This window comes from Psychrobacter sp. M17(2026) (genome assembly GCF_055699815.1).
In genome coordinates this window covers 143,152-167,177 of sequence record NZ_CM146741.1, presented here as the reverse complement: position 1 = coordinate 167,177, position 24,026 = coordinate 143,152, and the positions used below count along the sequence as shown (strand labels likewise).

18 protein-coding genes are annotated in these 24,026 nt (G+C 42.1%); 3 read left to right on the top strand and 15 right to left on the bottom strand.

Annotated elements, in window-relative coordinates:
• Positions 1–14 precede the first annotated feature (14 nt).
• The 10 genes from ACR63T_RS00705 to sdhC all read right to left on the bottom strand — a co-directional run bounded on the left by ACR63T_RS00705 (position 15) and on the right by sdhC (position 14,290).
• On the bottom strand, positions 15–896 hold the full coding sequence (locus tag ACR63T_RS00705; RefSeq protein WP_201570962.1) for a UTP--glucose-1-phosphate uridylyltransferase: 882 nt from the start codon (positions 894–896) through the stop codon (positions 15–17).
• 304 nt (positions 897–1,200) lie between these two features.
• Positions 1,201–2,076 carry a succinate--CoA ligase subunit alpha gene (sucD, locus tag ACR63T_RS00700; RefSeq protein WP_201570960.1) on the bottom strand — a complete coding sequence of 292 codons (876 nt, stop codon included), beginning with the start codon at positions 2,074–2,076 and terminating at the stop codon, positions 1,201–1,203.
• Between the two features lie 149 nt (positions 2,077–2,225).
• Positions 2,226–3,392: an ADP-forming succinate--CoA ligase subunit beta gene (gene sucC / locus ACR63T_RS00695; protein WP_201570958.1), complete on the bottom strand. Its 1,167-nt coding sequence runs from the start codon at positions 3,390–3,392 to the stop codon at positions 2,226–2,228.
• Positions 3,393–3,526: 134 nt separating this feature from the next.
• The gene (gene lpdA, locus ACR63T_RS00690; protein ID WP_472784437.1) at positions 3,527–4,978 is read right to left on the bottom strand and encodes a dihydrolipoyl dehydrogenase; all 1,452 of its coding nucleotides are present in this window, start codon (positions 4,976–4,978) and stop codon (positions 3,527–3,529) included.
• A gap of 273 nt (positions 4,979–5,251) precedes the next feature.
• A complete protein-coding gene (gene odhB, locus ACR63T_RS00685; RefSeq protein ID WP_472784436.1) occupies positions 5,252–6,487 on the bottom strand; it encodes a 2-oxoglutarate dehydrogenase complex dihydrolipoyllysine-residue succinyltransferase in 1,236 nt (411 codons plus the stop codon).
• A gap of 247 nt (positions 6,488–6,734) precedes the next feature.
• Entirely contained in the window at positions 6,735–9,602 is a 2,868-nt protein-coding gene (locus ACR63T_RS00680) for a 2-oxoglutarate dehydrogenase E1 component (protein ID WP_472784435.1), read from the bottom strand.
• 910 nt (positions 9,603–10,512) lie between these two features.
• Complete coding sequence (locus tag ACR63T_RS00675) at positions 10,513–11,223, bottom strand: succinate dehydrogenase iron-sulfur subunit (protein ID WP_305899319.1); 711 nt, start codon at positions 11,221–11,223, stop codon at positions 10,513–10,515.
• Between the two features lie 212 nt (positions 11,224–11,435).
• Positions 11,436–13,286 (bottom strand): succinate dehydrogenase flavoprotein subunit, encoded by a 1,851-nt coding sequence (gene sdhA / locus ACR63T_RS00670; RefSeq protein ID WP_472784434.1) that lies wholly within the window; start codon positions 13,284–13,286, stop codon positions 11,436–11,438.
• A 228-nt stretch (positions 13,287–13,514) separates the two neighbouring features.
• Entirely contained in the window at positions 13,515–13,898 is a 384-nt protein-coding gene (gene sdhD / locus ACR63T_RS00665) for a succinate dehydrogenase, hydrophobic membrane anchor protein (RefSeq protein ID WP_305900237.1), read from the bottom strand.
• A 2-nt stretch (positions 13,899–13,900) separates the two neighbouring features.
• Complete coding sequence (sdhC, locus tag ACR63T_RS00660) at positions 13,901–14,290, bottom strand: succinate dehydrogenase, cytochrome b556 subunit (protein WP_201570944.1); 390 nt, start codon at positions 14,288–14,290, stop codon at positions 13,901–13,903.
• A 1,070-nt stretch (positions 14,291–15,360) separates the two neighbouring features.
• Here sdhC and gltA point away from each other — a divergent pair.
• Positions 15,361–16,653, top strand: coding sequence for a citrate synthase (gene gltA, locus ACR63T_RS00655; RefSeq protein WP_305899317.1), 1,293 nt, complete (start codon positions 15,361–15,363; stop codon positions 16,651–16,653).
• A 134-nt stretch (positions 16,654–16,787) separates the two neighbouring features.
• On the opposite strand, the gene ACR63T_RS00650 is transcribed toward gltA, so the two are convergent.
• Both ACR63T_RS00650 and ACR63T_RS00645 read right to left on the bottom strand, forming a co-directional pair.
• Entirely contained in the window at positions 16,788–17,684 is an 897-nt protein-coding gene (locus tag ACR63T_RS00650; RefSeq protein ID WP_201570942.1) for a hypothetical protein, read from the bottom strand.
• 279 nt (positions 17,685–17,963) lie between these two features.
• Positions 17,964–18,473 carry a type IV secretion protein Rhs gene (locus ACR63T_RS00645; protein ID WP_472784433.1) on the bottom strand — a complete coding sequence of 170 codons (510 nt, stop codon included), beginning with the start codon at positions 18,471–18,473 and terminating at the stop codon, positions 17,964–17,966.
• Positions 18,474–18,605: 132 nt separating this feature from the next.
• Here ACR63T_RS00645 and ACR63T_RS00640 point away from each other — a divergent pair, with 132 nt between their 5' ends.
• Both ACR63T_RS00640 and ribBA read left to right on the top strand, forming a co-directional pair.
• On the top strand, positions 18,606–19,895 hold the full coding sequence (locus tag ACR63T_RS00640) for a replication-associated recombination protein A (protein ID WP_472784432.1): 1,290 nt from the start codon (positions 18,606–18,608) through the stop codon (positions 19,893–19,895).
• A 325-nt stretch (positions 19,896–20,220) separates the two neighbouring features.
• Positions 20,221–21,327, top strand: a complete 1,107-nt coding sequence (ribBA, locus tag ACR63T_RS00635) for a bifunctional 3,4-dihydroxy-2-butanone-4-phosphate synthase/GTP cyclohydrolase II (protein WP_472784431.1) — start codon at positions 20,221–20,223, stop codon at positions 21,325–21,327.
• 123 nt (positions 21,328–21,450) lie between these two features.
• Here the strand turns inward: ribBA and ACR63T_RS00630 are convergent, their stop codons facing one another.
• The 3 genes from ACR63T_RS00630 to ACR63T_RS00620 are packed head-to-tail and all read right to left on the bottom strand — an operon-like array spanning position 21,451 to position 23,977.
• The gene (locus tag ACR63T_RS00630) at positions 21,451–21,918 is read right to left on the bottom strand and encodes an acyl-CoA thioesterase (protein WP_201570935.1); all 468 of its coding nucleotides are present in this window, start codon (positions 21,916–21,918) and stop codon (positions 21,451–21,453) included.
• Positions 21,919–21,960: 42 nt separating this feature from the next.
• Positions 21,961–22,941: a hypothetical protein gene (locus ACR63T_RS00625; protein ID WP_472784430.1), complete on the bottom strand. Its 981-nt coding sequence runs from the start codon at positions 22,939–22,941 to the stop codon at positions 21,961–21,963.
• A 55-nt stretch (positions 22,942–22,996) separates the two neighbouring features.
• Positions 22,997–23,977 carry a uroporphyrinogen-III synthase gene (locus ACR63T_RS00620; protein ID WP_472784429.1) on the bottom strand — a complete coding sequence of 327 codons (981 nt, stop codon included), beginning with the start codon at positions 23,975–23,977 and terminating at the stop codon, positions 22,997–22,999.
• Positions 23,978–24,026: the final 49 nt, after the last annotated feature.

Below are 24,026 nucleotides of genomic sequence, written 5' to 3'. Positions count from 1 at the left end.
GGTTTATTCATCAGTTATTTATCACCGTCTAATTGACGCTCAGCAAAGTAAATAAAAGCTTGCATATAAGAGCGCATATCACCTGCGTCATAACTACACCCAAGCATAGTAGTAACCTCAACGCCTTGTTGACTAATCAGCGCGTCTATAGCATCTGTCAGTTGAATCTCGCCACCGACAGAGGCTGTCGTATCGGCTAAATAATCAAATATCTGATTGCTAAATGCGTAACGGCCGACCACGGCTAGGCGCGAAGGCGCTTCTGCTAAGCTTGGCTTTTCTACAAAGCCCGCTACTTTAAAACTGACATTGACGTTGCTATCATCAAAACTACCATTATTGCTAATGTCATTGCTAAGCTTAGCAATACCGTATTTAGAAACATCCTCATCAGCGACTTTTTCGACTAATATTTGTGAGTGTCCCCTTTTAGCAAACTCAGCCAACATAAAAGCCAAATTATCATTCTTTAGATCAGTAGTAAAAGGATCAAGTACTACATCAGGTAATAACACTGCAAAGTCATGCTCGCCAACAATCGGTCGCGCCGCTAATACGGCATGACCTAAACCTAGCGCTTTGCCTTGGCGTATCATCGATATGGTGACATCCTCTGGCAGCCAATTTAAACTATCTGCAAGCGCGTCCTTGCCCTTAACACGTAGCTGAGTATCAAGCTCAGCATTGATATCAAAGTAATTTTCAATGGCACTTTTTTGTGCATGGCCTACTAGCACAATATGTTTGATACCTGCTGCAATAGCTTCTTCAACCACATAATGAATAGCAGGACGATTACCTAATGGCAGCAGCTCCTTGGGTACAGCTTTAGATAAAGGCAACATTCGTGTACCAAAACCTGCAACGGGAATGACGGCGTGAGTAATTTTTTTCATAAGTAATAGGCTATATTAGAAGGTTGTTTTAATTAGAGTCTGATCGTTTTGTTAGTTTTTGCTGTAAATAATTTAGCGCAGCGCTATGATCGATTGCCAAACCAGTGAAATAAATATAGTCGCGGAAAGTTTTATCATAAGCGTACCACAATCATCGTTTAAAATACTTAATTTTCCAAGCTTACTGACTGCCACTTGCAAGAGATAATGCAATAAAGAATAAAAAAAAGACACCCCATTTTAGGGATGTCCTTGATTTTTTCAACAGAGTTCTAGTGTTTAGCTAGATAAACCGAAGTCCATCTTACCAACCAGTAACTTCTTTTAGCTTATCACCAAGTTTAGACGGGTCACGCGTATAAGCGATACCAGCATCTTCAAAGGCTTTGAATTTCTCTTCAGCAGTACCCTGGCCACCAGAGATAATAGCGCCAGCATGACCCATACGCTTGCCTTCTGGAGCCGTAACACCAGCGATATAACCAACAACTGGCTTAGTGACATTGTCTTTGATATAAGCGGCCGCTTCTTCTTCAGCGGTACCACCAATCTCGCCGATCAAGATGATAGCTTCAGTTTGTGGATCTTCTTGGAACAGTTTTAATGCATCAATCTGGTTCATACCAGGAATAGGATCACCACCGATACCGATACACGTTGATTGACCAAATCCAAGCTTAGTCGTCTGGGCTACTGCTTCATAAGTCAAAGTACCAGAGCGTGAGATGATGCCCACTTTACCTGGCATGTGGATATGGCCTGGCATGATGCCGATTTTGCACTGACCTGGAGTGATAACGCCTGGGCAGTTAGGACCAACCATACGCACGCCGTCTGCTTCTTCGATATAACGTTTTGCTTTTAGCATATCTAGAGTAGGCACGCCTTCAGTGATCACGATGATCAGCTTCACGCCAGCATCTACCGCTTCAACGATAGAATCTAGTACAAATGGTGCTGGTACATAGATAACAGAAGCATCAGCATGAGTCTCAGCCATAGCTTCTGCCATAGTGTTGAATACAGGCAGACCTAGGTGAGTTTGACCACCCTTACCTGGGGTCACGCCGCCTACCACTTTAGTACCGTATTCGATGGCTTGTTCAGAATGGAACGTGCCGTTTTTACCCGTAAAACCTTGTACCAATACTTTGGTATCTTTATCGATTAATACACTCATTATTTATTCCTTGTATTCGGTTGTCTTGTAATAGTGATCTTCAATATGATTGCTATCAAATTTTGGCAATCAATCCTAGCTATGAAACCACTATTACGCTTTGACTACTATGCTTTAGTACTTATTTCTAAACACTAATCATTAAAGACTTAAGCTTTAACAGCATCGACAATTTTTTGAGCCGCATCTGCTAACCCTTGAGCTGAAATCAATTTCAGACCAGATTCTTTTAGAATTTTCGCGCCAAGCTCAGCGTTGTTACCTTCTAAACGAACAACGACTGGTACTGTTACGTTAACTTCTTTGATAGCCGCGATGATAGCTTCTGCAATCATGTCACAACGTACGATACCACCGAAGATGTTGATCAACACACCCTCAACGCTGCTGTCTTCCAAAATGATCTTGAAAGCTTCAACAACGCGGTCTTTAGTTGCGCCGCCGCCAACGTCCAAGAAGTTAGCAGGCTTGCCGCCATACAATTTGATGATGTCCATCGTAGCCATTGCAAGACCAGCACCGTTGACCATACAGCCGATGTTACCTTCTAGGGCAACATAGTTTAAGTCAAACTCGGCCGCTTTTAGCTCACGCTCATTTTCTTGAGTTTTGTCTTGTAGCGCAGCGATTTTTGGTAAACGATATAAAGCGTTTGAGTCGATACCGATTTTGCCATCAACACAAACAATCTCGCCGTTTTCGCGGACGGCTAATGGGTTAACTTCCAATAAGGCAAAGTCGTTTTCAACAAAGGCTTTATAAGCACCAGTCATTATTTTTACAAACTGATTGATCTGTTTGCCTTCTAAACCTAACTGAAACGCCACATCACGCGCTTGATAAGGCATTAGGCCTACTAATGGATCAACACTCGTTTTAAAGATTTTTTCTGGGGTCTCATTTGCAACTTCTTCGATATCAACACCACCTTCGGTTGATGCCATGAAAGTGACACGACGAGTAGAACGATCTACTACAGCGCCAAGATATAGCTCAGTCTGTACGGGGTACATATCTTCTGCAACTAGTACAAAGTTAACTGGCTGACCATCAGCGTCAGTTTGGAAAGTCACTAAGTTAGTACCGATTAATTCATCAGTGACTTGCTTAGCTTCTTCACGAGTTTTAACGAGCTTTACGCCACCCGCTTTACCACGGCCACCAGCATGTACTTGCGCTTTGATAACCGCAATATCCGTCGGGGTTTTATCAAAAGCTGCAGCAGCTTCGTCGCCACTATAGGCAATGATGCCTTCTTGAATGGGCAAACCGTAGCTTTTTAATAGCTCTTTTGCTTGGTACTCATGTAAATTCATTGATTGTATCCTTTATTTTTTACAATTAATAAAAAGTGAAAGTGAGCGCGCGACAACGTTCGTCTGACGCACTGGCAATCACAGCGACAGTCTTTATCATAAAACTGCGCTATGATCAGCTAATAATGCGTTATTTATTTACGTTTTTTGCGCTGAATAGCGTGAATAGCGCGACCATCTGCAGATAAAGCAGCTTCATGGACGGCTTCTGAGATCGTTGGATGTGCAAACGTCATCAGTTGCAAGTCTTCGATACTAGAGACGAACTCCATCGCAATCATGCCTTGGTGAACAATATCACCAGCACCAGCAGAGATAGCATGCATACCTAGCAATCTATCTGTCTTGGCATCAGCAACGACTTTGATAGAGCCTTGTGCTTCACTTTGAGCCAATGCACGGCCGTTAGCGGCTAAATTAAATGAGCCTGTTTTGACTTCATAACCTGCTTCGGTCGCTTCTTGCTCAGTCAAACCAACCCATGCGATTTCTGGATGGGTATAGATAACATTAATAATAGTCTCATAGTTAACTTGAGCTTTTTCGCCATGGATGCGCTCAACTGCCATCATGCCCTCTTCCATAGCTTTATGCGCAAGCATAGGGCCACGGACTAAATCACCGATAGCGTACACGCCATCAAGATTAGTCTTACATTGATCATCAACGTCGATTAATCCACGTTCAGTCAACTGAATACCGCTGTCATCACCAAGTAATTTTTCAGAGTATGCACGGCGACCGACACACACAATCAGCTTATCAAAGCTCTCATCTGATGCTTCGCCTTTATTTTCGCTAGTAACAACCACTTGATCATCTTTAATTTCAGCATTAGTTACTTTGGTATCGACACGGATATCAAGACCTTGCTTTTTCAGCATTTTTCCAGCTTCTTTTGAGATGTCTTTATCAGCAGCGGCTAAGAAGCTTGGAAGCGCTTCATATACAACTACTTCGCTACCTAGACGACGCCATACTGAACCAAGCTCAAGACCGATAACGCCTGCACCGATGACACCTAAACGCTTAGGAACTGAAGTAAAATCAAGCGCGCCCGTAGAATCGACGATGCGATCACCGTCAGTTTTGGCAACTGGGATATCAATAGGAACAGACCCTGCTGCAAGAATGACATTTTTAGCAGTAATAGTACTTTCTGCTTCGTCTGCAAGTGCTGTAAATTTAACAGTCTTGTCAGCGCCTTTGCCATCAACCAACGTGCCCCAGCCTTGTAGCCAGTCAACGCCATTGCCTTTTAGTAGTGCTGCAACGCCACCTGTTAACTGCTTAACGATACCTTCTTTACGCTCAATCATTTTCTCAATGTCGATGGCAACATCGCCAGTACTAATGCCATGCTCATCGAGATCATGTTTAGTAGCTTCATAGCGGTGCGAGCTATCAAGTAGTGCTTTTGACGGGATACAACCGACGTTCAAGCAAGTACCACCAAGAGCAGGTTCACCTTTATAAACTCGTTTTTCGATACAAGCAACGCTCATACCTAGCTGCCCTGCACGGATAGCTGCTTCGTAACCACCAGGACCACCGCCAATAACGACTAGATCATAATTGTCTTTCATAATGGAATTCCATATTTTATGTATAGTTAAAAATTTGTGAATCATCTAAATTACAAATCAAAGCTTAATAGTAGTAATCAACGCGTAGTAATATTAATCAAAGCTTAATGACTCTATAACTAATAAGTCATGGCTATCACTAAAGCTGATTTTTCATATTGAATGATGCAGAATAACTAAGATGACAGATATATTGAATAGCTTAGAGTGAATAAGCGCTTAGATAATAACTAAAAAGCTTGTACTAGCAATTGCCAATACAAGCCCAAAAATTTAAAGATCTAAAAGTAGCATAGTTGGGTCTTCAACCAATTCTTTAATGGTTACTAAGAACTGTACCGCTTCTTTACCATCAATCATACGGTGATCATAAGACAATGCAAGATACATCATTGGCAAGATTTTAACTTCACCATTAACTGCCATTGGGCGATCGTTAATGGCATGCATACCTAAGATAGCCGTTTGTGGCGGGTTCAAGATAGGCGTTGACATGAGTGATCCGAATACGCCACCGTTAGAGATAGTGAATGTACCACCGATCATATCGTCTAGACCAAGTTTACCTTCTTGTGCTTTGCCACCGAACTCACGAATTTTGGCTTCAACATCAGCCATACTCATTTGATCGGTATCACGCAGTACTGGTACTACTAGACCACGATTAGAAGATACCGCAACACCGATGTCATAGTAACCATGATAAACGATGTCATCACCGTCCAATGAAGCATTAACCGCTGGGAAACGTTTCAACGCTTCAGTCGCCGCTTTTATGAATAACGACATAAAGCCTAAACGTGTGCCATGGCGCTTTTCGAACTGCTCTTTATATTTAGCACGCATATCCATCAACGGCTTCATATTGACTTCGTTAAACGTAGTTAGCATTGCAGTTTCTTGAGAAGCTGCTAATAAGCGATTGGCAACTGTCTTACGTAGACGCGTCATAGGTACGCGGCTCTCACTGCGCTCACCCGTTGACTCTGCAACAACCTTACCACTGTCAGTCTTGATACTACTATCAGCTTTTAGAGTTGGGCTTGCCATATCGCCTTTAGTGACTCGACCACCACGACCACTGCCCTCGACATCTTTAGGATCAACGCCTGACTCTTTCGCCGCTTTGCGTACTGCTGGGCTTTGATCTTTATGATCAGCTTCAGGAGCATTTGGACGACTTGGTGTATCGCCGTAACCCGTTTCTTTTTGTTGAACAGGGGCAGCAGGCTGATCTGGATCAACAGCAGGAGCAGAGCCAGCTTCAGCGGTAGCACCCGCTTCAAACTCACCAATAAGCTCATCAGATAATACAATATCATCGACTTGCTTGACGATCTTAGTAACGACACCATTGTCAGGTGCAACGACTTCTAATACTACCTTATCAGTTTCGATTTCGGCTAGTAGGTCGTCACGGCTAACTTGCTGACCTTCAGTGACATGCCATTCAACGATTGTGCCATCGGCAACCGATTCTGGAAACACGGGGGCTTTAATCTCAGCCATCGATATACTCCTTAAATTTAAATATTGCTATAGGTTATAAAGTCTTGATAGGCAGTTGCACGGATAACTGATAGTAAGTAGTTAACTGCTGACTGTCATCGCCTGATACTGTTATTCTAAATACTGTTTTCAAATGCGACTTTTCTAAATACTGATATTCTAAATGCAGATTCGTACTATCAAACGTTTGAGCGACAGTTATTAGCATTTAACATAAAACGCGAATAACTGTCATTCATAAAGTGAACTATTTAGCCAATTGATCTACTTCAATACCAAGACCACCTGCGATTAACGCTTGCTGCTGCTGCACATGTAGCTTCGCCGAACCTGTTGCAGGAGCTGCACTAGCAGGACGTGCTACTGGCTCAATCAACTTAGCCTTAGTTGGATGTGGCACAACAATACGGAACATATCTGGAGCTAGGTAGTACCAAGCGCCTTGGTTTAATGGCTCTTCTTGTGTCCAAACAATCTCTTTAAGATTGCTATACTTTTCGATCTCATCAACCAAACGCGCTTCTGGTAATGGATACAATTGTTCAATACGCACGATAGCCACATGATCTAGACCCAAAGCACGACGCTGCTCAAGTAGGTCATAATAGACCTTACCGCCACATAATACTAAACGTGTGACTTTGCTAGCATCTTGCTTATCAATCTCTGGCAAGACAGTCTCAAACTTACCATTGGCTAATTCATTTAGCTCTGAGGTGGCAAGCTTATGACGTAACAAGCTCTTAGGCGACATAACAATCAGAGGCTTACGGATCGGGCGCACCCCTTGGCGACGTAGCGCATGAAATATTTGCGCAGGCGTCGTTGGGGTAATCACTTGCATATTATCTTCAGCACATAGCTGTAAGAAGCGCTCAAGACGTGCTGAAGAATGCTCAGGGCCTTGACCTTCAAAGCCGTGTGGCAATAACATAGTCAAGCCGCAAACGCGCTGCCATTTGGTCTCACCACTAGCGATAAACTGATCGATAACGACTTGCGCGCCATTAACAAAATCACCAAACTGCGCTTCCCAAATAACCACTGCATTAGGAACTGTAGTGGCATACCCATACTCAAAAGCAAGTACCGCCTCTTCTGATAATAGAGAGTTATAAGTAGCGAAACGAGCTTGGGTATCACTGACATGAGCCAATGGCACATACATGCTGCCATCATTGATATTGTATAGCTCGCTATGGCGATGTGAGAAAGTACCACGACCGACATCTTCGCCAGTAATACGCACCATAATATCATCGTTGTCAACTAAAGAGGCATAAGCTAAAGTTTCAGCAGCACCCCAGTTCAATGGCTCTTCACCAGTTTGCATTGCTAAGCGCTGTTCAACGACTTTACCTACTTGACGCTGCAACTTATAGCCTTCAGGCATTTCAGCCATTTTTCGACCATAAGCTTTTAGTTTTTCGATATCGACGCTAGTATCCCAATCATCTTGTAATTCATGACCTAGATAAGGCTTCCAATCCACAAACAACTCTTCGCTTGGCTCAAACACCAATGAATTAACGACGTATTCACCACGATCTAAAGATTCACGGTATTCGTCTTCATATTTAACCGCTTCTGCATCGCTAATGACACCTGCCGCGACTAGCTTTTGTACATATATTGTACGAGTAGTGGCTAGCTTTTTTATCACTGCATACATAAGTGGCTGAGTCGCTGATGGCTCATCAGCTTCGTTATGACCGTTACGACGATAGCAGAACAAGTCGAGAATAATATCTTTACCGAACTCATGACGATAGTCTAATGCCAGTTGCGCAGCAAAAACGACTGACTCTGGATCATCGCCATTAACGTGTAAGATAGGCGCATGCACCATTTTTGCAACATCAGTACAATATTCTGTCGAACGAGCGTCTTCTTGACGACTGGTTGTAAAGCCAACTTGGTTGTTGATAACGATATGTAATGTACCACCCGTGGTATAAGCACGAGTTTGTGACATCTGAAAAGTCTCTTGTACCACACCTTGACCAGCAAAAGCAGCATCACCATGCACCACGATTGGCAATACTAAGTTGCCATCTGTATCATTACGGCGAACTTGGCGAGCACGTACTGAACCTTCTAATACTGGCGCAACGATCTCTAGATGTGAGGGGTTAAAGGCTAAAGCTAAATGTGCCTCACCACCTGGCGTACTTACATTTGACGAGTAACCATTGTGATATTTGACGTCGCCTGAGCCTTTTTCTGGTTGTACTTTACCATCGAATTCATCAAATAGATCAGCGGGGTTTTTACCTAAAACGTTAACGAGTAAATTAAGACGGCCGCGATGCGCCATACCGATAACCATCTCTTTAGTGCCATAGCTGCCAGCACGTTGGATGATCTCATTGACGGCTGGTATAAAGCTCTCACCACCTTCTAGACCAAAACGTTTTACGCCCGTATATTTACGAGCCAAATACTTCTCTAAACCCTCAGCAGCTGTCAAGCTCTCAAGAATAGCTAAGCGCTTTTCTTTATCAAAATCAATATGACCTAAATTGCTCTCTAAGTACTTTTCCATCCAGCGCTTTTCGGTACTGCTAGTGACATGCATATACTCAGTGCCAATGTAACGGCAATAAACACGCTCCATGACCTCAATGATCTCACGTAATGGCGCTTCAGACTTACCGATATTTAAGTCACTGGTAGGATAAATAGTATCTAAATCTGATTCTGCTAGACCATGATAAGCCAAGCTTAAATCTTCAACCTCAGGGCGAGGATGCAAACCTAAAGGATCAAGCTGAGCGCGGCGATGACCACGGCGACGATAAGCAGAAATGAGTTGTTGTACACCCATCTGTTTAGGATCAGCACAGTTTGCCGAATCAACGTTACTATTGGTGTTAGAGGCAGCAGATCTCTTATTCGCCGTTTGGTTACGTGCTAATAAAAGATACTGATCTTGAATGGCATTATGATGAGCGTCATTTGGCGATTGATACTGTTTAAAGTAGTTTTGCCATTCTGTATCGACACTAGTAGGGTCGGTTAAGAACTGCTCATAAAGGGCTTCAATATAATGGGCGTTATCAGCGGCGAGTTCAGTGTGTCCTGAATCATTTGCTTGTTTGGTTATACTATTCATAATAATCGTCTATTTGATAGATAAATGAATGAAATTGTGCTTATTGTTGTGTGATCCGTCATATGCTAAGCACTTTGACAGGTGGCGTAGCCATTAGAAAAAATTAGTAGGAATGTAATTGTTTATCAGCGCTATGCTATCAATTACCTGAATAGCTATCACGGATGATAGACACATAAGGCCTGCTATTAAATGCTAGTAATCATCAATTATGAACGTACGGTCTTATCTTCAACCTCGTCACACAAAACTGATTGCTATATACTAAAAATAGCCAATAGATATAATATATTTGATCATTATAAACGTAGAGCATTAAAACGTAAATGCCCTAGCATCACGACTTCAATACTCAATCACTTGCAATCGATAGTTAGGATATTTAGCTAGCCGACAGAACATCTATTTTCTGCTGTAAGATTCTTCCTTTACTAATATACCCTATCTGTATGCTAAACATATACTGCTGCACAGAATAACATGCAAAAATTGCCTGACATAGTTTGTTTGTTCAATACTAGATATTTACGTAATAAATATCTAGTATTTTCCGTATTTAACGGACTGACACTATGATAGCATTTTTATTTGACTATTTTTATAGCTATTCGATAAATACTAATTTTATTTATTGAAACTAGTCATGCGTTTAGCTAGTTGTTATGAGGCAAGATAGATAGTAAAGGGTATTGCGTATGGAAAGTCTATTTTTTACAGCCTTCCAACACAGTTTGATTATAAAATTACAATTTGATAGACAAGAACTGCATTCAAATATCGATTTCAATACCGTCAACTAAGCTAAGAAGATTAATAGTATGCTAACGCAATATTAAAAAACAAAATATTGGCGTAAAAAAACACCGTCAATATTTTTGACGGTGCCCTTTATATCGCTATTAACAAAAAATTAACCAGCTTGATCAATCAACATCACACGTAAATGACCAATCGCTTTGGTTGGATTTAGACCTTTGGGACAGACTGATACACAGTTCATAATACCGCGGCAGCGAAACAAGCTAAATGGATCGTCTAAACGAGCCAAGCGTGCTTGAGTATCACCATCACGGCTATCAGCGACAAACCGATAAGCATGCAGCAATGCTGATGGACCTAGGAACTTATCAGGGTTCCACCAGAATGATGGGCAGCTGGTTGAGCAGCAAGCACATAGGATGCATTCGTACAAACCATTAAGTTTTTCACGCTGTTCAGGCGACTGTAAGCGCTCTGTTGGCGGTGCTGGTTGGTCATTAATTAAATACGGATGTACTTTTTCATATTGCTCGTAAAACTGGTTCATATCAACGACCAAATCACGAACGACTGGAAGGCCAGGCAACGGACGAACCGTTACTTTTTCTGGCAAAGTATTCATGTTAACTAAACATGCTAAACCATTTTTGCCATTGATGTTTACGCCATCAGAGCCACAGATGCCTTCACGACAAGAGCGACGGAAGGTCAGTGTTTCATCTTCCTTTTTTAGGCGTAATAACACGTCAAGCAACATACGATCTGAGTCTAACAACTCAATTGTATAAGTTTGCATGCGTGGCGCTGCGTCCAGATCAGGATCGTAGCGATAGACTTCGATGGTGCGAGTACCTCGGCTCATAATGCTAAACTCCACACGTAGGTGATGGCGGGCATACAAAGGTTGCAACAAGATTGCGCTGACTATTAATCTGAACTGATAAACGATATCAAATACCGATTAATAGTGTATTAGCGCTGACAAGTGCATGTAGCTGGCGGTCACCTTTTTAATAAATTAATAAAAGATAAAACATTAACATTGCTGCTATATATCAGGCACAACATCTAAGATTAATAGACGCGAACTTTTGGCTCGATATAATCAACCGTCAATGGAACTTTGCGAACTGGCTTATAAACGATTTTATTGCCTTCAGAATACCACAAGGTATGCTTCATCCAATCATGGTCATTACGGCCGTTTGGTGCATAGTCATCATCTTCTGGACGATCGTAGTCAGAGACACTGTGAGCGCCGCGACTTTCATGGCGCATCGCTGCTGATATCATCGTCGCTTTGGCCACTTCATACAAGTTGGCAACTTCGAAAGCTTCAATACGCGCAGTGTTAAAGACTTGTGACTTATCAGCCAAATGAATTTGGTCGATTTTGTCGCCTAGCGCTAGAATTTTCTCAACGCCTTCGTCCATCATTGCTTGAGTACGGAATACGCTGGCATGCAGTTGCATGGTGCTGCGAATCTCGTCAGCCACTTCTTGAGCATTGTACCCTTCAGTAGACTGTTGCAACTTGTCTAAACGGCGCACAGTATAATCAAGGACACGAGGATCAAGCGGCTTGTAGTTATGGTCAGCATGATGGAACTCATCAACGATATGCTTGCCAGCAGCACGGCCAAACACCAATAAATCAAGTAATGAGTTCGTGCCTAGACGGTTGGCACCATGGACACTGACACAAGCGCATTCGCCAATGGCATAAAGACCTTTAACAATAGTACCTTTCGTGTATAGACCTTCTTCATCCGTACCCGCTTCTAAATCAGGTGTCACCACTTGACCATGAATCGTCGTCGGAATACCGCCCATCATATAATGAATGGTTGGGATAACTGGAATAGGCTCTTTAGTGATATCAACGTTAGCGAAGTTTTTACCAATCTCAAATACTGATGGTAGACGCTTCATGATGGTTTCAACACCTAGATGCGTCATATCCATCACGATATGGTCAGCATTAGGACCACAGCCACGGCCTTCTTTGATTTCTTGATCCATAGAACGTGATACTAGATCACGCGGTGCCAAGTCTTTTACAGTTGGCGCGTAACGCTCCATGAATGCTTCGCCATCTTTGTTACGTAAGATAGCGCCCTCTCCACGGCAACCTTCGGTCAATAGTACGCCTGCACCATGAACGCCCGTCGGGTGGAACTGCCAGAATTCCATGTCTTGCAATGGGATACCAGCACGTACTGCCATGCCAATACCGTCACCAGTATTGATATAAGCATTGGTGGAAGCCGCAAAGATACGGCCTGCACCACCAGTCGCTAGGACAGTAATCGGTGACTGGAATACAGCAATAGTACCGGTTTCTTGCTCAAGTGCGATGACGCCGTTGATGTTACCCGCTTCATCTTTAATCAAATCAAGCGCAATCCACTCGATGAAGAATTCAGTACCTTGCTCAAGGTTTTTTTGATATAGCGTATGTAGCAATGCGTGACCTGTACGGTCAGCAGCAGCACAAGCACGTTGAACGGCTTTTTCGCCATAGTTAGAGGTATGACCACCAAACGGGCGCTGATAAATCGTGCCGTCTTCGTTACGGTCAAACGGCATGCCCATGTGCTCAAGCTCATAGACTACTTTAGGCGCTTCACGGCACATGTATTCAATCGCGTCTTGGTCACCCAACCAATCTGACCCTTTAACGGTGTCATAAAAGTGAAAGTGCCAGTTATCGTTACTCATGTTACCCAAACTTGCACCGATACCGCCCTGAGCCGCAACCGTGTGCGAACGCGTTGGGAATACTTTGGTAAGGACTGCAACCTTCATACCTGCTTCGGCCAAATGTAGTGAAGCACGCATACCTGAGCCGCCACCACCAACGATGACTGCATCGTAGTTTAGGGTCTTAATATTACTAATGGTATTATCTTGTCTAGTTGCCATTACGGTTTTCCTAATGCTTATTAATACTCACAGATTAAATACGAGGATAATTTATCAAATGGTTATTTGGTATTTACTATATCAATAGCGCTGATTATTTCATAGACATCATAACCATAAGTATTGCAAATCAATAGACTCTATACCCTAAGGTCTAAATAATCTATTTTACAATTCAATAGATAATAATAAAGTTATCTACTCTATATGGTTACGCATGACCCTTATTTAAACAGCAATAACGCCAAAACCTGTACCCCAAAAAATCATAATGCCCCAAAACACATAAACTAAAATAGCAGCGACCATCAAAGCTTGGAGTATTAAACGCATACTGCCTGACTTAACATAATCAGTAAGGACAGTCCACAAACCAACCCAAGCATGACCTGCCAGTGCGACAATAGCGACTAAACTAAACAGGCGCATTGGTAAACTGGTCATAAATGCTGACCACTCCACAAAGGTCACGTTACCATGGGTCAAAAAGAAGACTAGCAAAGTGATACTATACAAAGCCAGTACCATAGCGCCAAAGCGTTGCACGATCCAATCACGTGTTCCTGAGCCTGTTAAACCTGTGGCACTTTTAACTCCTGAATCATTTTTAATCATTAGAACATCACCCATACAAATGACGCGGCAATCAAGATCGCAGCGATAACAAAGCTGACAACAGCAGCGGTGCGGCCAGATTTTAGTTCTTCATTCATACCCATATCCGCAAATAAATGCTTCATACCCATCACAAAATGATAAGCAATGGCAGCTACAAAGACCCAAGCTACAAAACGCACAAGAATATTGTCAAATACCGTCTCAAAACTCACAGGCGATGCCAGTGAAGTTTGCAGAAGCCAAAGCATGACAGGAATGAGTAAAAATAGAATAATGCCAGAAACGCGATGCAGAATTGATGCAATCGCAATGGGTGATTTTGCATTAACGCTAATCACTTGGCTCAAAGGAAGATCTATAGGTCGGTTGCTTTTCAAAGCGGGCATCCTTTTGCAGTTATATCCAGTAGTTGCTTATGGTTTGCTAATCGTCAAGCAAACACACTTAACACCACATAGAACGAATAAATAAGGAAGAGCTAGCTGACTTTACTAATTTTATGTAAACGAACACTATCGTTAATCTATAATAACTCTCTAATTTTTATTTAACTAATTCTTAGCTAAATACTATATTCATAAGAACAATGTTTATCAAAAAATTCTAAAGCCAACGATTTGACAATTACCCACCAAACTAAAAACGTTTGTCAAAATATCTCATTAGCTTTAATCATGGCTTGATATAATGGCATGCTTCAACGCAAAAAAGATAACTTTTTGGTCATCTTTATTAAGTATCGCTAAAAGCTCATCACTGTAATACCATATGAATACAGCTAACATACAACAAGTAAATCGTTGCGAAAACAGTAGACTAACCTATCAATAGTAACAAGATATAGACTAATCTACCTAATTATCAATTAGCTAAAATAAACGATGTGGTTAAAATAGATAAAGTTAATTTGCATAAAATTAACAGCAGCCAAATTATGTCAATTATAAAATGCTTAGCTTTTAAATACAAATTTATCGCGTGAATAGCGGTTATAGCTTCTATAACCATCAATAGTCAGAATTTTGCGATATTTCAGCTTGCCCTTGTCTATACGTTTGCTATAGATTGTTACTCAAAAGATACGCTATATTTTACTGTTACCTAGATACCGTCTATGTTGACTACACTAATAGTTAAATGAGCTGCAAAGTTTCTACTGAAAATCATGCTATTTTATTAAGGTAATGATAACTATTCAGCAAATAGCCAGCAATACAAAACCGTTAAATTTACTTATTAGACATATTTTGATACAAAAATTAGTCGTTATAAAGCCCATTGAACCCCGTGAATGGAACGGTTTACTAAGAAAACTCTTTTCAAATTGCCTCTCTTTACTGCTAATATAGCCTGATTAGCTAAATTTATTTGTTTAATGAGCAATGATGTGAAGTAATGTGATAAATAAACGTTGATAGTCTTTAACTTTAACAATTTAAAACCAATGGAGAGAACTATGGCTGATAATAAAGCTAATAACAGTGCCACACTGAGTGTAGACGGTAAGGAATACCAGCTCCCTATTATAAGAGGGACTTTAGGGCGTCCAGTTTTGAGCATTTCTGCTTTGCAAGAGGCAAACTTTTGGTCTTATGACCCAGGCTTTATGTTCACAGCTCCTGTCGAATCAAAAATTACTTTTATCGACGGCGGTAAAGGTGAGCTACTACATCGCGGCTACCCTATCGATCAATTGGCAAACAATGCTGAATATTTAGAAGTGGCTTATGCATTGATTCATGGCGATTTACCGAACGCTGAGCAAAAAGCAGACTTCTTTGAAAAAATCCGTAAGCATACAGGTGTTCATGATCAGCTGCGTAAATTCTTTGAAGGCTTCCGCCGTGACGCCCATCCAATGGCTATTATGGTTGGTGTGGTTGGTGCTTTATCCGCGTTCTATCATGAAGATCTAGACATCAGCAATGAAGATCATCGTGAAATCACTGCTATCCGTCTGATTGCCAAAATGCCAACGCTTGCTGCAATGAGTTATAAATACTCTCAAGGCGAACCGTTCATGTATCCACGTAATGACTTTAGCTATGCTGAAAACTTCTTGTACATGATGTTTGCTACTCCTGCCGATGTAGACTATAAAACAAACGATGTCATCACTCGCGCAATGGACAAAATCTTTACATTGCACGCTGATCATGAGCAAAATGCCTCAACCTCTACCGTACGTTTAGCTGGCTCTACTGGTGCAAACCCGTATGCTTGTATCGCAGCTGGTATTGCGGCACTTTGGGGTCCATCACATGGCGGCGCTAATGAAGCGGTGCTTGACATGTTAGATGAGATCGGCACCGTTGAGAACGTTCCTGCATTTATGGAAAAAGTGAAGAGCCGTGAAGTGAAGCTGATGGGCTTTGGCCACCGTGTTTACAAAAACTTTGATCCACGTGCGCAAGTGCTAAAAGAAGCTTCTGACGAAGTGTTAGAAGCTTTAGGTATCAATGATCCTAAACTTGAACTGGCCATGGAGCTTGAGCGTATCGCGCTTGAAGATCCGTTCTTCATTGAACGCAATCTATATCCAAACGTTGATTTCTACTCTGGCATTATTCTAAAAGCCATCGGTATTCCAACGTCAATGTTTACGGTTATCTTCTCGCTAGCGCGTACTTCTGGCTGGATCAGTCATTGGCTTGAGATGCACAGTGCACCGTTTAAGATCGGTCGTCCGCGTCAGTTATATACAGGTGAGACGAAGCGCGATTTTGTAAAAGTCGAAGATCGCAAGTAATAACCTTTTAAATGACCTTAATTGAAGACAATGAAAATCCCGCCATGTGCGGGATTTTTATTGTCTTATGAATAGCAATTATTAACTTTAGGTTAGGTAAATTATTGCATATCGCTAGCGCGGGTTGGATTTTATTACTGAAACTCTTTTAGCGTTTGCTCATATTTAGCAATTTGCTCGTCATAGCCTGCAATCGTTTCATTAAACTTTGTCATTAGACCTTCGAACTCTTGCTGCTGAGTCTCCCTCATTTGCTGCATATCTAATAGCTGCTGCGCTTCTATCTGTTGTGCGACTTGATAGCGCACTATTAGTCGCGCTAGTGCTGGGCTCTTTATATTCACACGCTTAGCAATCTCTTCGTGCTCAAATAACTCTGGTATCAAAGTGCTGATATTGATCAAAGTATCTATATTCTCCGCGCTTAGCTCTGAGCTGACTGGCTGATACAACGCCTTCATTGCTTGCTGATAGCGCTTAATTGTCTGCTGCTGAGTTAATACCTTAGGCTTTTGCGGCTCTATACTCATACGCTTGAGCACTTCTACATCGCGCTCGCCCACCTCCGTACTTGTATTGATAGCTGTGTCGGCTTCTATATCGTCTTCTGTAATATCAGCATCCGGTGCTAATGGTATCGCAGGCTCATCGATAGCAGACTGGCTATTAGGAAGCGTGGTGGCAAGGGCACTGTCCAAAGTCGTTGGTGTGGTCAATAGACTGTCCTCACTATCTGCGACATCAGCCGATTCAAAAGCTTCATATTCTGTCTGCAGACGCTGCTGAAGCCGCTGCATCTCAACAACATACAAAGGCTCAAACTGCTCAATACGAGCCTTAGCAGAATCACTTTGCACCGCCTTTTTGGTTTCTTCGATATCTAGCGGTTCACTGACTTGACTGTCCTGATCTACTTCTGGGGCAGATTGCTGCTGACAAGCTGACAATAATAACGCTCCTGTTAATAACGCTGCTTTCAATAAAGTACTAGTCAGCATGGCTATTGGTAATCTTGTCGCTTTAACTATCACAGAGTCACTCCTACTCTAATGCTTAAGTTAGCAAAACACCTAAGTTAGCAAAAACTTAGGGTAACTAATGGCGTGCGCCTACATCTTGTCGCAGACAGCCAATCATGATAAGTAATCATATCAAACACAAATTTGAACGCACACAAAATTTAAAGTTTTTTAAATAAAAGTTAGTATAGCTTTTTTTTATTATTTTGTTTGAACTTATAATTTTGTTTAAAATGATAAATATGCTTCTTCGAGGTGATCAGACTAATTTTCAAATAGGCGGTTTTGTTATCAGGCTATGTCAACAGGTTTAGTTTGCAAAAAAGGTATACAGGCCTCAAAAGCTTGGCAATCTTGACCTAAATGACGTTGTATAAAATAGTCTTGCACCATGCGCGCTTGCTGCTCGATACCATAGTTAAAAAACGGCTTGCCAGCTTGCAGCACATAGCTATAGCGACGGTTAATTAATGCGCCACGTACTACTTTTAGACCGCGTTGTAATTGCCAAACATGGGTCAACTCATGAATCAGCCAACTTTTCTTACCCAATGAAGCAACGCTAAAATCTGTAATCCAATCTGCGGAATTAAAATAGATATTGCCATTAGGGCTAACGGCATAATTTTTGAGCACCCACCACGCTGTTTTTAGCTGTATCTCACTAGTATCTAAGCTATCACCAAATACTGAGTACGCTAAATCGATTTCACCAAAGGTTAAGGGACGAGAGTGCGGTTTTGCACCAAGCGCCTGCCATTGCTGTTTGAAGGCTGAGGTAAGAGAAAAACGTGGAATCATGAGTACCTTCTTTTTGCTAAATCAACTAAAGCCCTGCGACTTGTGAATATTCAATGTGCCCTAATATCTACTAAATATCAAATCTATCATACCCAATTAATCATACTGAACTAATTAAGCATTGAGAGTTTTATGTCTGCATCTTTTCATGCTGATACGCCGCTGGCTCAGCGTATGCGACCGATGACGCTACAAGCTATTATCGGACAGGAGCATCTACTATCGACAGGTGCTCCTCTGCAACGCTTAGTTGAGCGCCATCATTTGCCGTCGATTATTTTGCATGGTGAAGCAGGTATTGGCAAGACGACAATAGCTATGCTCTTAGCAGAGGCTGTCGGTCGGCCCTTTCATGCTTTGTCAGCATTAAATACTGGCGTCAAACAATTACGCGAAGTATTGGATACTAAAGACTCACTGAGCTTTGAGTCGCCTGTTGTCTTTATTGATGAAATTCACAGATTCAATAAGGCGCAGCAAGACGCTTTGCTCGGCGCTGTTGAGGCAGGTGATATTACGCTAATTGGCGCAACTACTGAAAACCCCTCATTTAGCGTCAATAATGCTTTGTTATCCCGTTGCCAAGTGTATCGATTAGAGCCGTTAAGTGCTGGGCAAATTGCGTTGGTTTTAGAGCGTGCTATTGCGACGGATAAGATATTAAAGGCGCTTAAAATAGACTTGCAGGCGACAGAATTTATCACCCAATTGGCTCATGGTGATGCACGTAAAGCGCTGAACATATTGGAGCTGGCGGTGCAAACTGCTGATATGAAACAGTCGCCTATTGTCATTAATAATGAGCTGATCGAACGCGTCGCACAAACCGCATTAGTGCGTTACGATAAAGATGGTGAGCAGCATTACGATATTATCTCAGCGATGATAAAGTCAGTCCGGGGCTCCGATCCTGATGCGGCATTATATTGGATGGCACGGATGCTGGTGGGCGGCGAGCCTGCTGATTTTATTGCGCGGCGTTTGGTCATTTTGGCCAGCGAGGATATCGGTAACGCCAACCCTAATGCTTTACTGCTCGCGGATGCTGCACTGCGTAGCGTACAGTCGATTGGTATGCCAGAGGCACGTATTATCTTAGGACAAGTGGTGGTTTATCTGGCGACCAGTGCAAAGAGCAATAGTACTTACAAAGCGATTAATGCAGCGATGAGCCTCGCTGAAAAGGACGCCTCGCCAGTACCTCTACACCTACGTAATGGGGTGACTAAGCTGATGCGTGATGAAGGATATGGCGTAGGCTACTCTTATCCGCATAATTACCCTAATCATTATTATCAGCAAACCTATTTGCCAGACAACCTCATTGGCACCCGTTTTTATGAGTTTGCCGACAATCAGAGAGAACAACACAGTCAGCAGTTTATGGATTGGCTGAAAAACCAAGCAGCGAGTAATAACTAAGCACGTACAACACGGCTCAGCTTATTATGTAATGTGCGTATTCATTCATAAATAATAGCGATCATTGATAATACTGATGACTATCTTTGACATACTGAACGATATAGTGGGAAGATGACGCAGCACGTTGCGATGAAAAGCGTTAAAATGCCCTCATAATGATATATAAGCCATTGAGTGAGTCATTTTTTATTGAATGACATTACTAATGGCTCGCTTTGCTTGACCGTAACAGCGCTTTGTATTATCTGCTGCTACAATAGTGAGTAATACTTTATATTCCAAATCACACCTATCTACAAATAATAAAATATTGAGATTTACTATGAGTTTAAATACGATTCCTGAGATTATCGAAGACATTCGTGCTGGAAAGATGGTCGTCTTGATGGATGATGAAGACCGTGAAAACGAAGGTGATATCATCATGGCAGCGACCCATGTGCGCCCTGAAGATATTAACTTCATGATCACCCACGCACGTGGCTTAGTCTGTCTAACCATCTCGCAAGCTCGTGCGCATCAGCTGTCTTTGCCACTGATGTCTGAACGTAACGAAGCGAAATTCAGCACCAACTTTACCGTATCCATTGAAGCAGCTGAAGGTGTCACGACTGGTATTTCTGCTGCCGATCGCGCTCGTACGATTCAAGCAGCGGTTTCTGCTACTGCTAAAGCTGAAGATATTGTACAGCCTGGGCATATTTTCCCTATCATCGCACAAGATGGTGGCGTATTGCATCGTGCGGGTCATACAGAAGCCGGTTGTGATTTGTCACGCTTAGCAGGTCTTGAGCCAGCATCTGTGCTAGTCGAAATCATCAACGCTGATGGTACGATGGCACGCCGCGATGATCTAGAAATATTTGCCAAAGAGCATGATCTAAAAATAGGTACGATTGCTGATCTTATCAACTATCGTATTGCCAATGAGCAAACCGTAGAAGAAGTAGAATCGCATCCTTTTGAAACTGAACATGGTACGTTCACCCTGCATCGCTTCCGCGAATTTGGTGCTGATGAGACTCATTTAGCGTTAGTCAAAGGCGATGTCAGCGAAGGCGTCAGTACGGTACGTGTTCATGGCTTCCATCCATTACGTGATTTGTTTGCGGCCAAAAATGACATGACTGGCCGTAGTGGCTGGAGCGTACAAGCGGCATTAAAAGAAATTAGCGCCTCAGATCGTGGTGTATTGGTTTGGATTGGTAGTAACCAACCGGTTGATTTAGGAGATGCGCTAGATAAAGCCGCAGATAATGAATCACAATCAACACTCACTCAACAGCCGTATCGTAGCGTCGGTGTGGGTGCGCAGATTTTGCGTCATTTAGGAGTACGTGATATGCGTTTGCTCTCTTCACCTATGAAATTCTATGCGTTATCAGGGTTTGATCTCAATGTAGTCGACTTTGTGAATGCGCCTAAGTAGGACTAGCTATTCAACTTTAGATTGAGACAAAACTAAAAAACACGCTAATAAAAGTTAGCGTGTTTTTTTATAAATACTCATATATGGATACTTATATTAGGTCTAAGGCTTATTTTATTGGCTCTACACTTCTGGTATATGCCCAAATTTTTGCTCTAATGTGAGTAGCCTCTCACGCTCTGCTTCTATCCAAGGAAGTTTTTTGGTTCCTGAGCTATCCATACGCACGATGACCGCTTCAGCATTAGCAACGATTGCTTGTTGCTCACCGCTATAATAGGCATATTCTATGACAATGCTAGTGTTACCTAAGCGCTGACAGCGCACACCTATCAATAACGTATCGGGATAAGTAACAGGGCGCAAATACTGACAGTTTGAGTGCGCCAACATTGTCACCATACTGCCATCGAACATCCCTAATGCTTGCAAATAGGCGATACGCGCAGACTCTGCATAACGATAGTAGACTACGTTATTCAAATGATTAAATGCATCCATCTCTCCCCACTGTATAGACTGGCGATGGATTACAGCATAGCTTGCCAGCTCATCAGGTATCACTTGATCTTTATCAAAGGTATTGCTCATAAAATGCTCAGTTATAAGGTGCTCAGTCATACATTACCTATATCACGGGTTAATTTGATTGTTAGGCTGTTCTAATACCTGAGCGGTCACTAAAGGTATAGGCGTCGGTGTATTAGCTAATAGCTGATCTAGCCACACTATAACCTCTGTAATATTGTTTGGCGCAGGCATATTGTCCAAGCGATTTGTAGCTAAACCATCTGTCTCTAAGCGATCCGCTTGGTTGGGTTTTTTGCTAGTATCTTTGGCTTTAGGCTTTATGGTAGTCAGCGTTTGTAGTTGAGTACGTGCCTGATTCAGATAGCTTATGAGCTGATCTTGCTCGCGCATATTGCTGGCTTGAATCGCTAAGTTCAGTGTCATAATGACTTCATGAATAGTCAACTGCTGCCGAGTCAACAAAGTATTTTGACTAAGTGTTTTATTGCTTTGAGCTTTATTACTGTCAGCTATAATTTTTGAATTGACACGCTCATGGCTGTGCAAAAATTCCTGAATATCTTGAATAGCAAGATTTTGTAGCTGCCAAGGACTAGGCTGAGCACTGAGCGCTTGCAAACGTTCGATATCTTCTTGTAGAGATTTTTGGATCACTACAGTCAACGCAGGCGCAATCTCATTACTATTCTGTGATAGCTGCCATTGTAACCCGCTTAACAATTTAACAGCGGCTTTGATGTTGTTATTAGCCAGTAAGCTATCTGTCGCTTGAACCTGAATACGCAGTAAATCGAGCTGATTTTGCGCTTGACTACCAACTGCTCTTTCAGATTTTGGTAGCACTGGTTGAGTATTCGCAAATAGGCGATCATCAATATCATTTAGGCGAGTCACTATCTGCTCATTACTTTGAAAGCGCTCATTCACTTGGTTCTGAAACCGTTGCTGACTGATGTACAACCACGCTAAAGCTATTATTAATATTAAAATAAGCAGCCACTGCAAACGCAATAATAACTGATTAGCCTGTTTACGTTGCTGTATAGCCGTTGGTGTTTTGGAAGGTTCAGGTTCGGTTGACATAGTAGACCTATTAATAATAAAGCTAAATCAGCTGAAATGATGGTAAAACCTATATTTACAGCATGTTGTCTTTAATGATGCTAGCAATAGTAATCGGTGATAGATCCTCTACCCGTAGATAATCAAGCTGTAGCTCAGCTAGCATATCCGCTAGGCGCACCCCTAATACCACATAACTATAATCTTTCAGTGCAGGAATAGCCTTGCTCTCAAAGACAGTCTCAGTGACGGCAACATCATTATTTTGTTGAACAAATATGGCTTGTTTAACAATGCTTTGCCAATTCTCAAAAGCGCTACCACTACTGATGATCACAATAGGTTTCGATCGTTTATCTAACGACTCCTCTTGCATCTTAGACAGTCTATAAAAGTCTTGTGCCCAGCGCTGATAATTGCTCAATGCATTATCTGGCAACACGCGCTCGTACCAAGCGATACTATCGATATGTACCCCTCGCGCTTGCAAAGTATCGACTAGCAAGCGTCGTCCACCTAGACCTCGCCAAACAAGCAGCTTGTCGCCCGCTTGTAATTGCTCAACTTCTGGCATAGCAAGCATACCTTCATTGTTAGCAACAGTAGGCTGGAGCACTTCATAGCTAGTAGTCGATAGCTGAGCTTGCTGAAGTACTTGTGCCGTCGCTGACCCTACCGCAATGAGATGACTAGGCGCTACTAATAATTTAAGTGGTGAGCTATTATCAATATTTTTATTGATGCTTGAGGCATCATTACCTAGTTCATTCGCCTGTTCTGTAAGTGTTTGCCACAAAGCTAATCCTAAGGCGGCCGCCGTAGGGCTAACCATAACCAACGCTTTATAATCACCTGCCAGCCAAGCTCGCATAATAGTGATATCATCTGCTGTGATAGCTCTTGATTGCAGAGCTAGCATCGGGATGCTAACCACATCAAATCCAGCTTCTTGCAAATGCTCAGTCAAAGGCGCAGCGCGCTCTACTGGTCGAGTGTTAATAACCATTGGCTTAAATAAATCTGACGTCAATAAATTATTCATAAAGATATTGTTCATATAGATACTATTTATACAGATACTATTTATAAAAGTACCACCACTTCAT

What these genes read in the sequence shown, in the direction of transcription:
- ACR63T_RS00705 (WP_201570962.1), bottom strand. Translation starts at nt 896, where the DNA reads ATGAAAAAAATTACTCACGCCGTCATTCCCGTTGCAGGTTTTGGTACA.
- sucD (WP_201570960.1), bottom strand. Translation starts at nt 2,076, where the DNA reads ATGAGTGTATTAATCGATAAAGATACCAAAGTATTGGTACAAGGTTTT.
- sucC (WP_201570958.1), bottom strand. Translation starts at nt 3,392, where the DNA reads ATGAATTTACATGAGTACCAAGCAAAAGAGCTATTAAAAAGCTACGGT.
- lpdA (WP_472784437.1), bottom strand. Translation starts at nt 4,978, where the DNA reads ATGAAAGACAATTATGATCTAGTCGTTATTGGCGGTGGTCCTGGTGGT.
- odhB (WP_472784436.1), bottom strand. Translation starts at nt 6,487, where the DNA reads ATGGCTGAGATTAAAGCCCCCGTGTTTCCAGAATCGGTTGCCGATGGC.
- ACR63T_RS00680 (WP_472784435.1), bottom strand. Translation starts at nt 9,602, where the DNA reads ATGAATAGTATAACCAAACAAGCAAATGATTCAGGACACACTGAACTC.
- ACR63T_RS00675 (WP_305899319.1), bottom strand. Translation starts at nt 11,223, where the DNA reads ATGAGCCGAGGTACTCGCACCATCGAAGTCTATCGCTACGATCCTGAT.
- sdhA (WP_472784434.1), bottom strand. Translation starts at nt 13,286, where the DNA reads ATGGCAACTAGACAAGATAATACCATTAGTAATATTAAGACCCTAAAC.
- sdhC (WP_201570944.1), bottom strand. Translation starts at nt 14,290, where the DNA reads ATGCCCGCTTTGAAAAGCAACCGACCTATAGATCTTCCTTTGAGCCAA.
- gltA (WP_305899317.1), top strand. Translation starts at nt 15,361, where the DNA reads ATGGCTGATAATAAAGCTAATAACAGTGCCACACTGAGTGTAGACGGT.
- ACR63T_RS00645 (WP_472784433.1), bottom strand. Translation starts at nt 18,473, where the DNA reads ATGATTCCACGTTTTTCTCTTACCTCAGCCTTCAAACAGCAATGGCAG.
- ACR63T_RS00640 (WP_472784432.1), top strand. Translation starts at nt 18,606, where the DNA reads ATGTCTGCATCTTTTCATGCTGATACGCCGCTGGCTCAGCGTATGCGA.
- ribBA (WP_472784431.1), top strand. Translation starts at nt 20,221, where the DNA reads ATGAGTTTAAATACGATTCCTGAGATTATCGAAGACATTCGTGCTGGA.
- ACR63T_RS00630 (WP_201570935.1), bottom strand. Translation starts at nt 21,918, where the DNA reads ATGAGCAATACCTTTGATAAAGATCAAGTGATACCTGATGAGCTGGCA.
- ACR63T_RS00625 (WP_472784430.1), bottom strand. Translation starts at nt 22,941, where the DNA reads ATGTCAACCGAACCTGAACCTTCCAAAACACCAACGGCTATACAGCAA.
- ACR63T_RS00620 (WP_472784429.1), bottom strand. Translation starts at nt 23,977, where the DNA reads ATGAACAATATCTTTATGAATAATTTATTGACGTCAGATTTATTTAAG.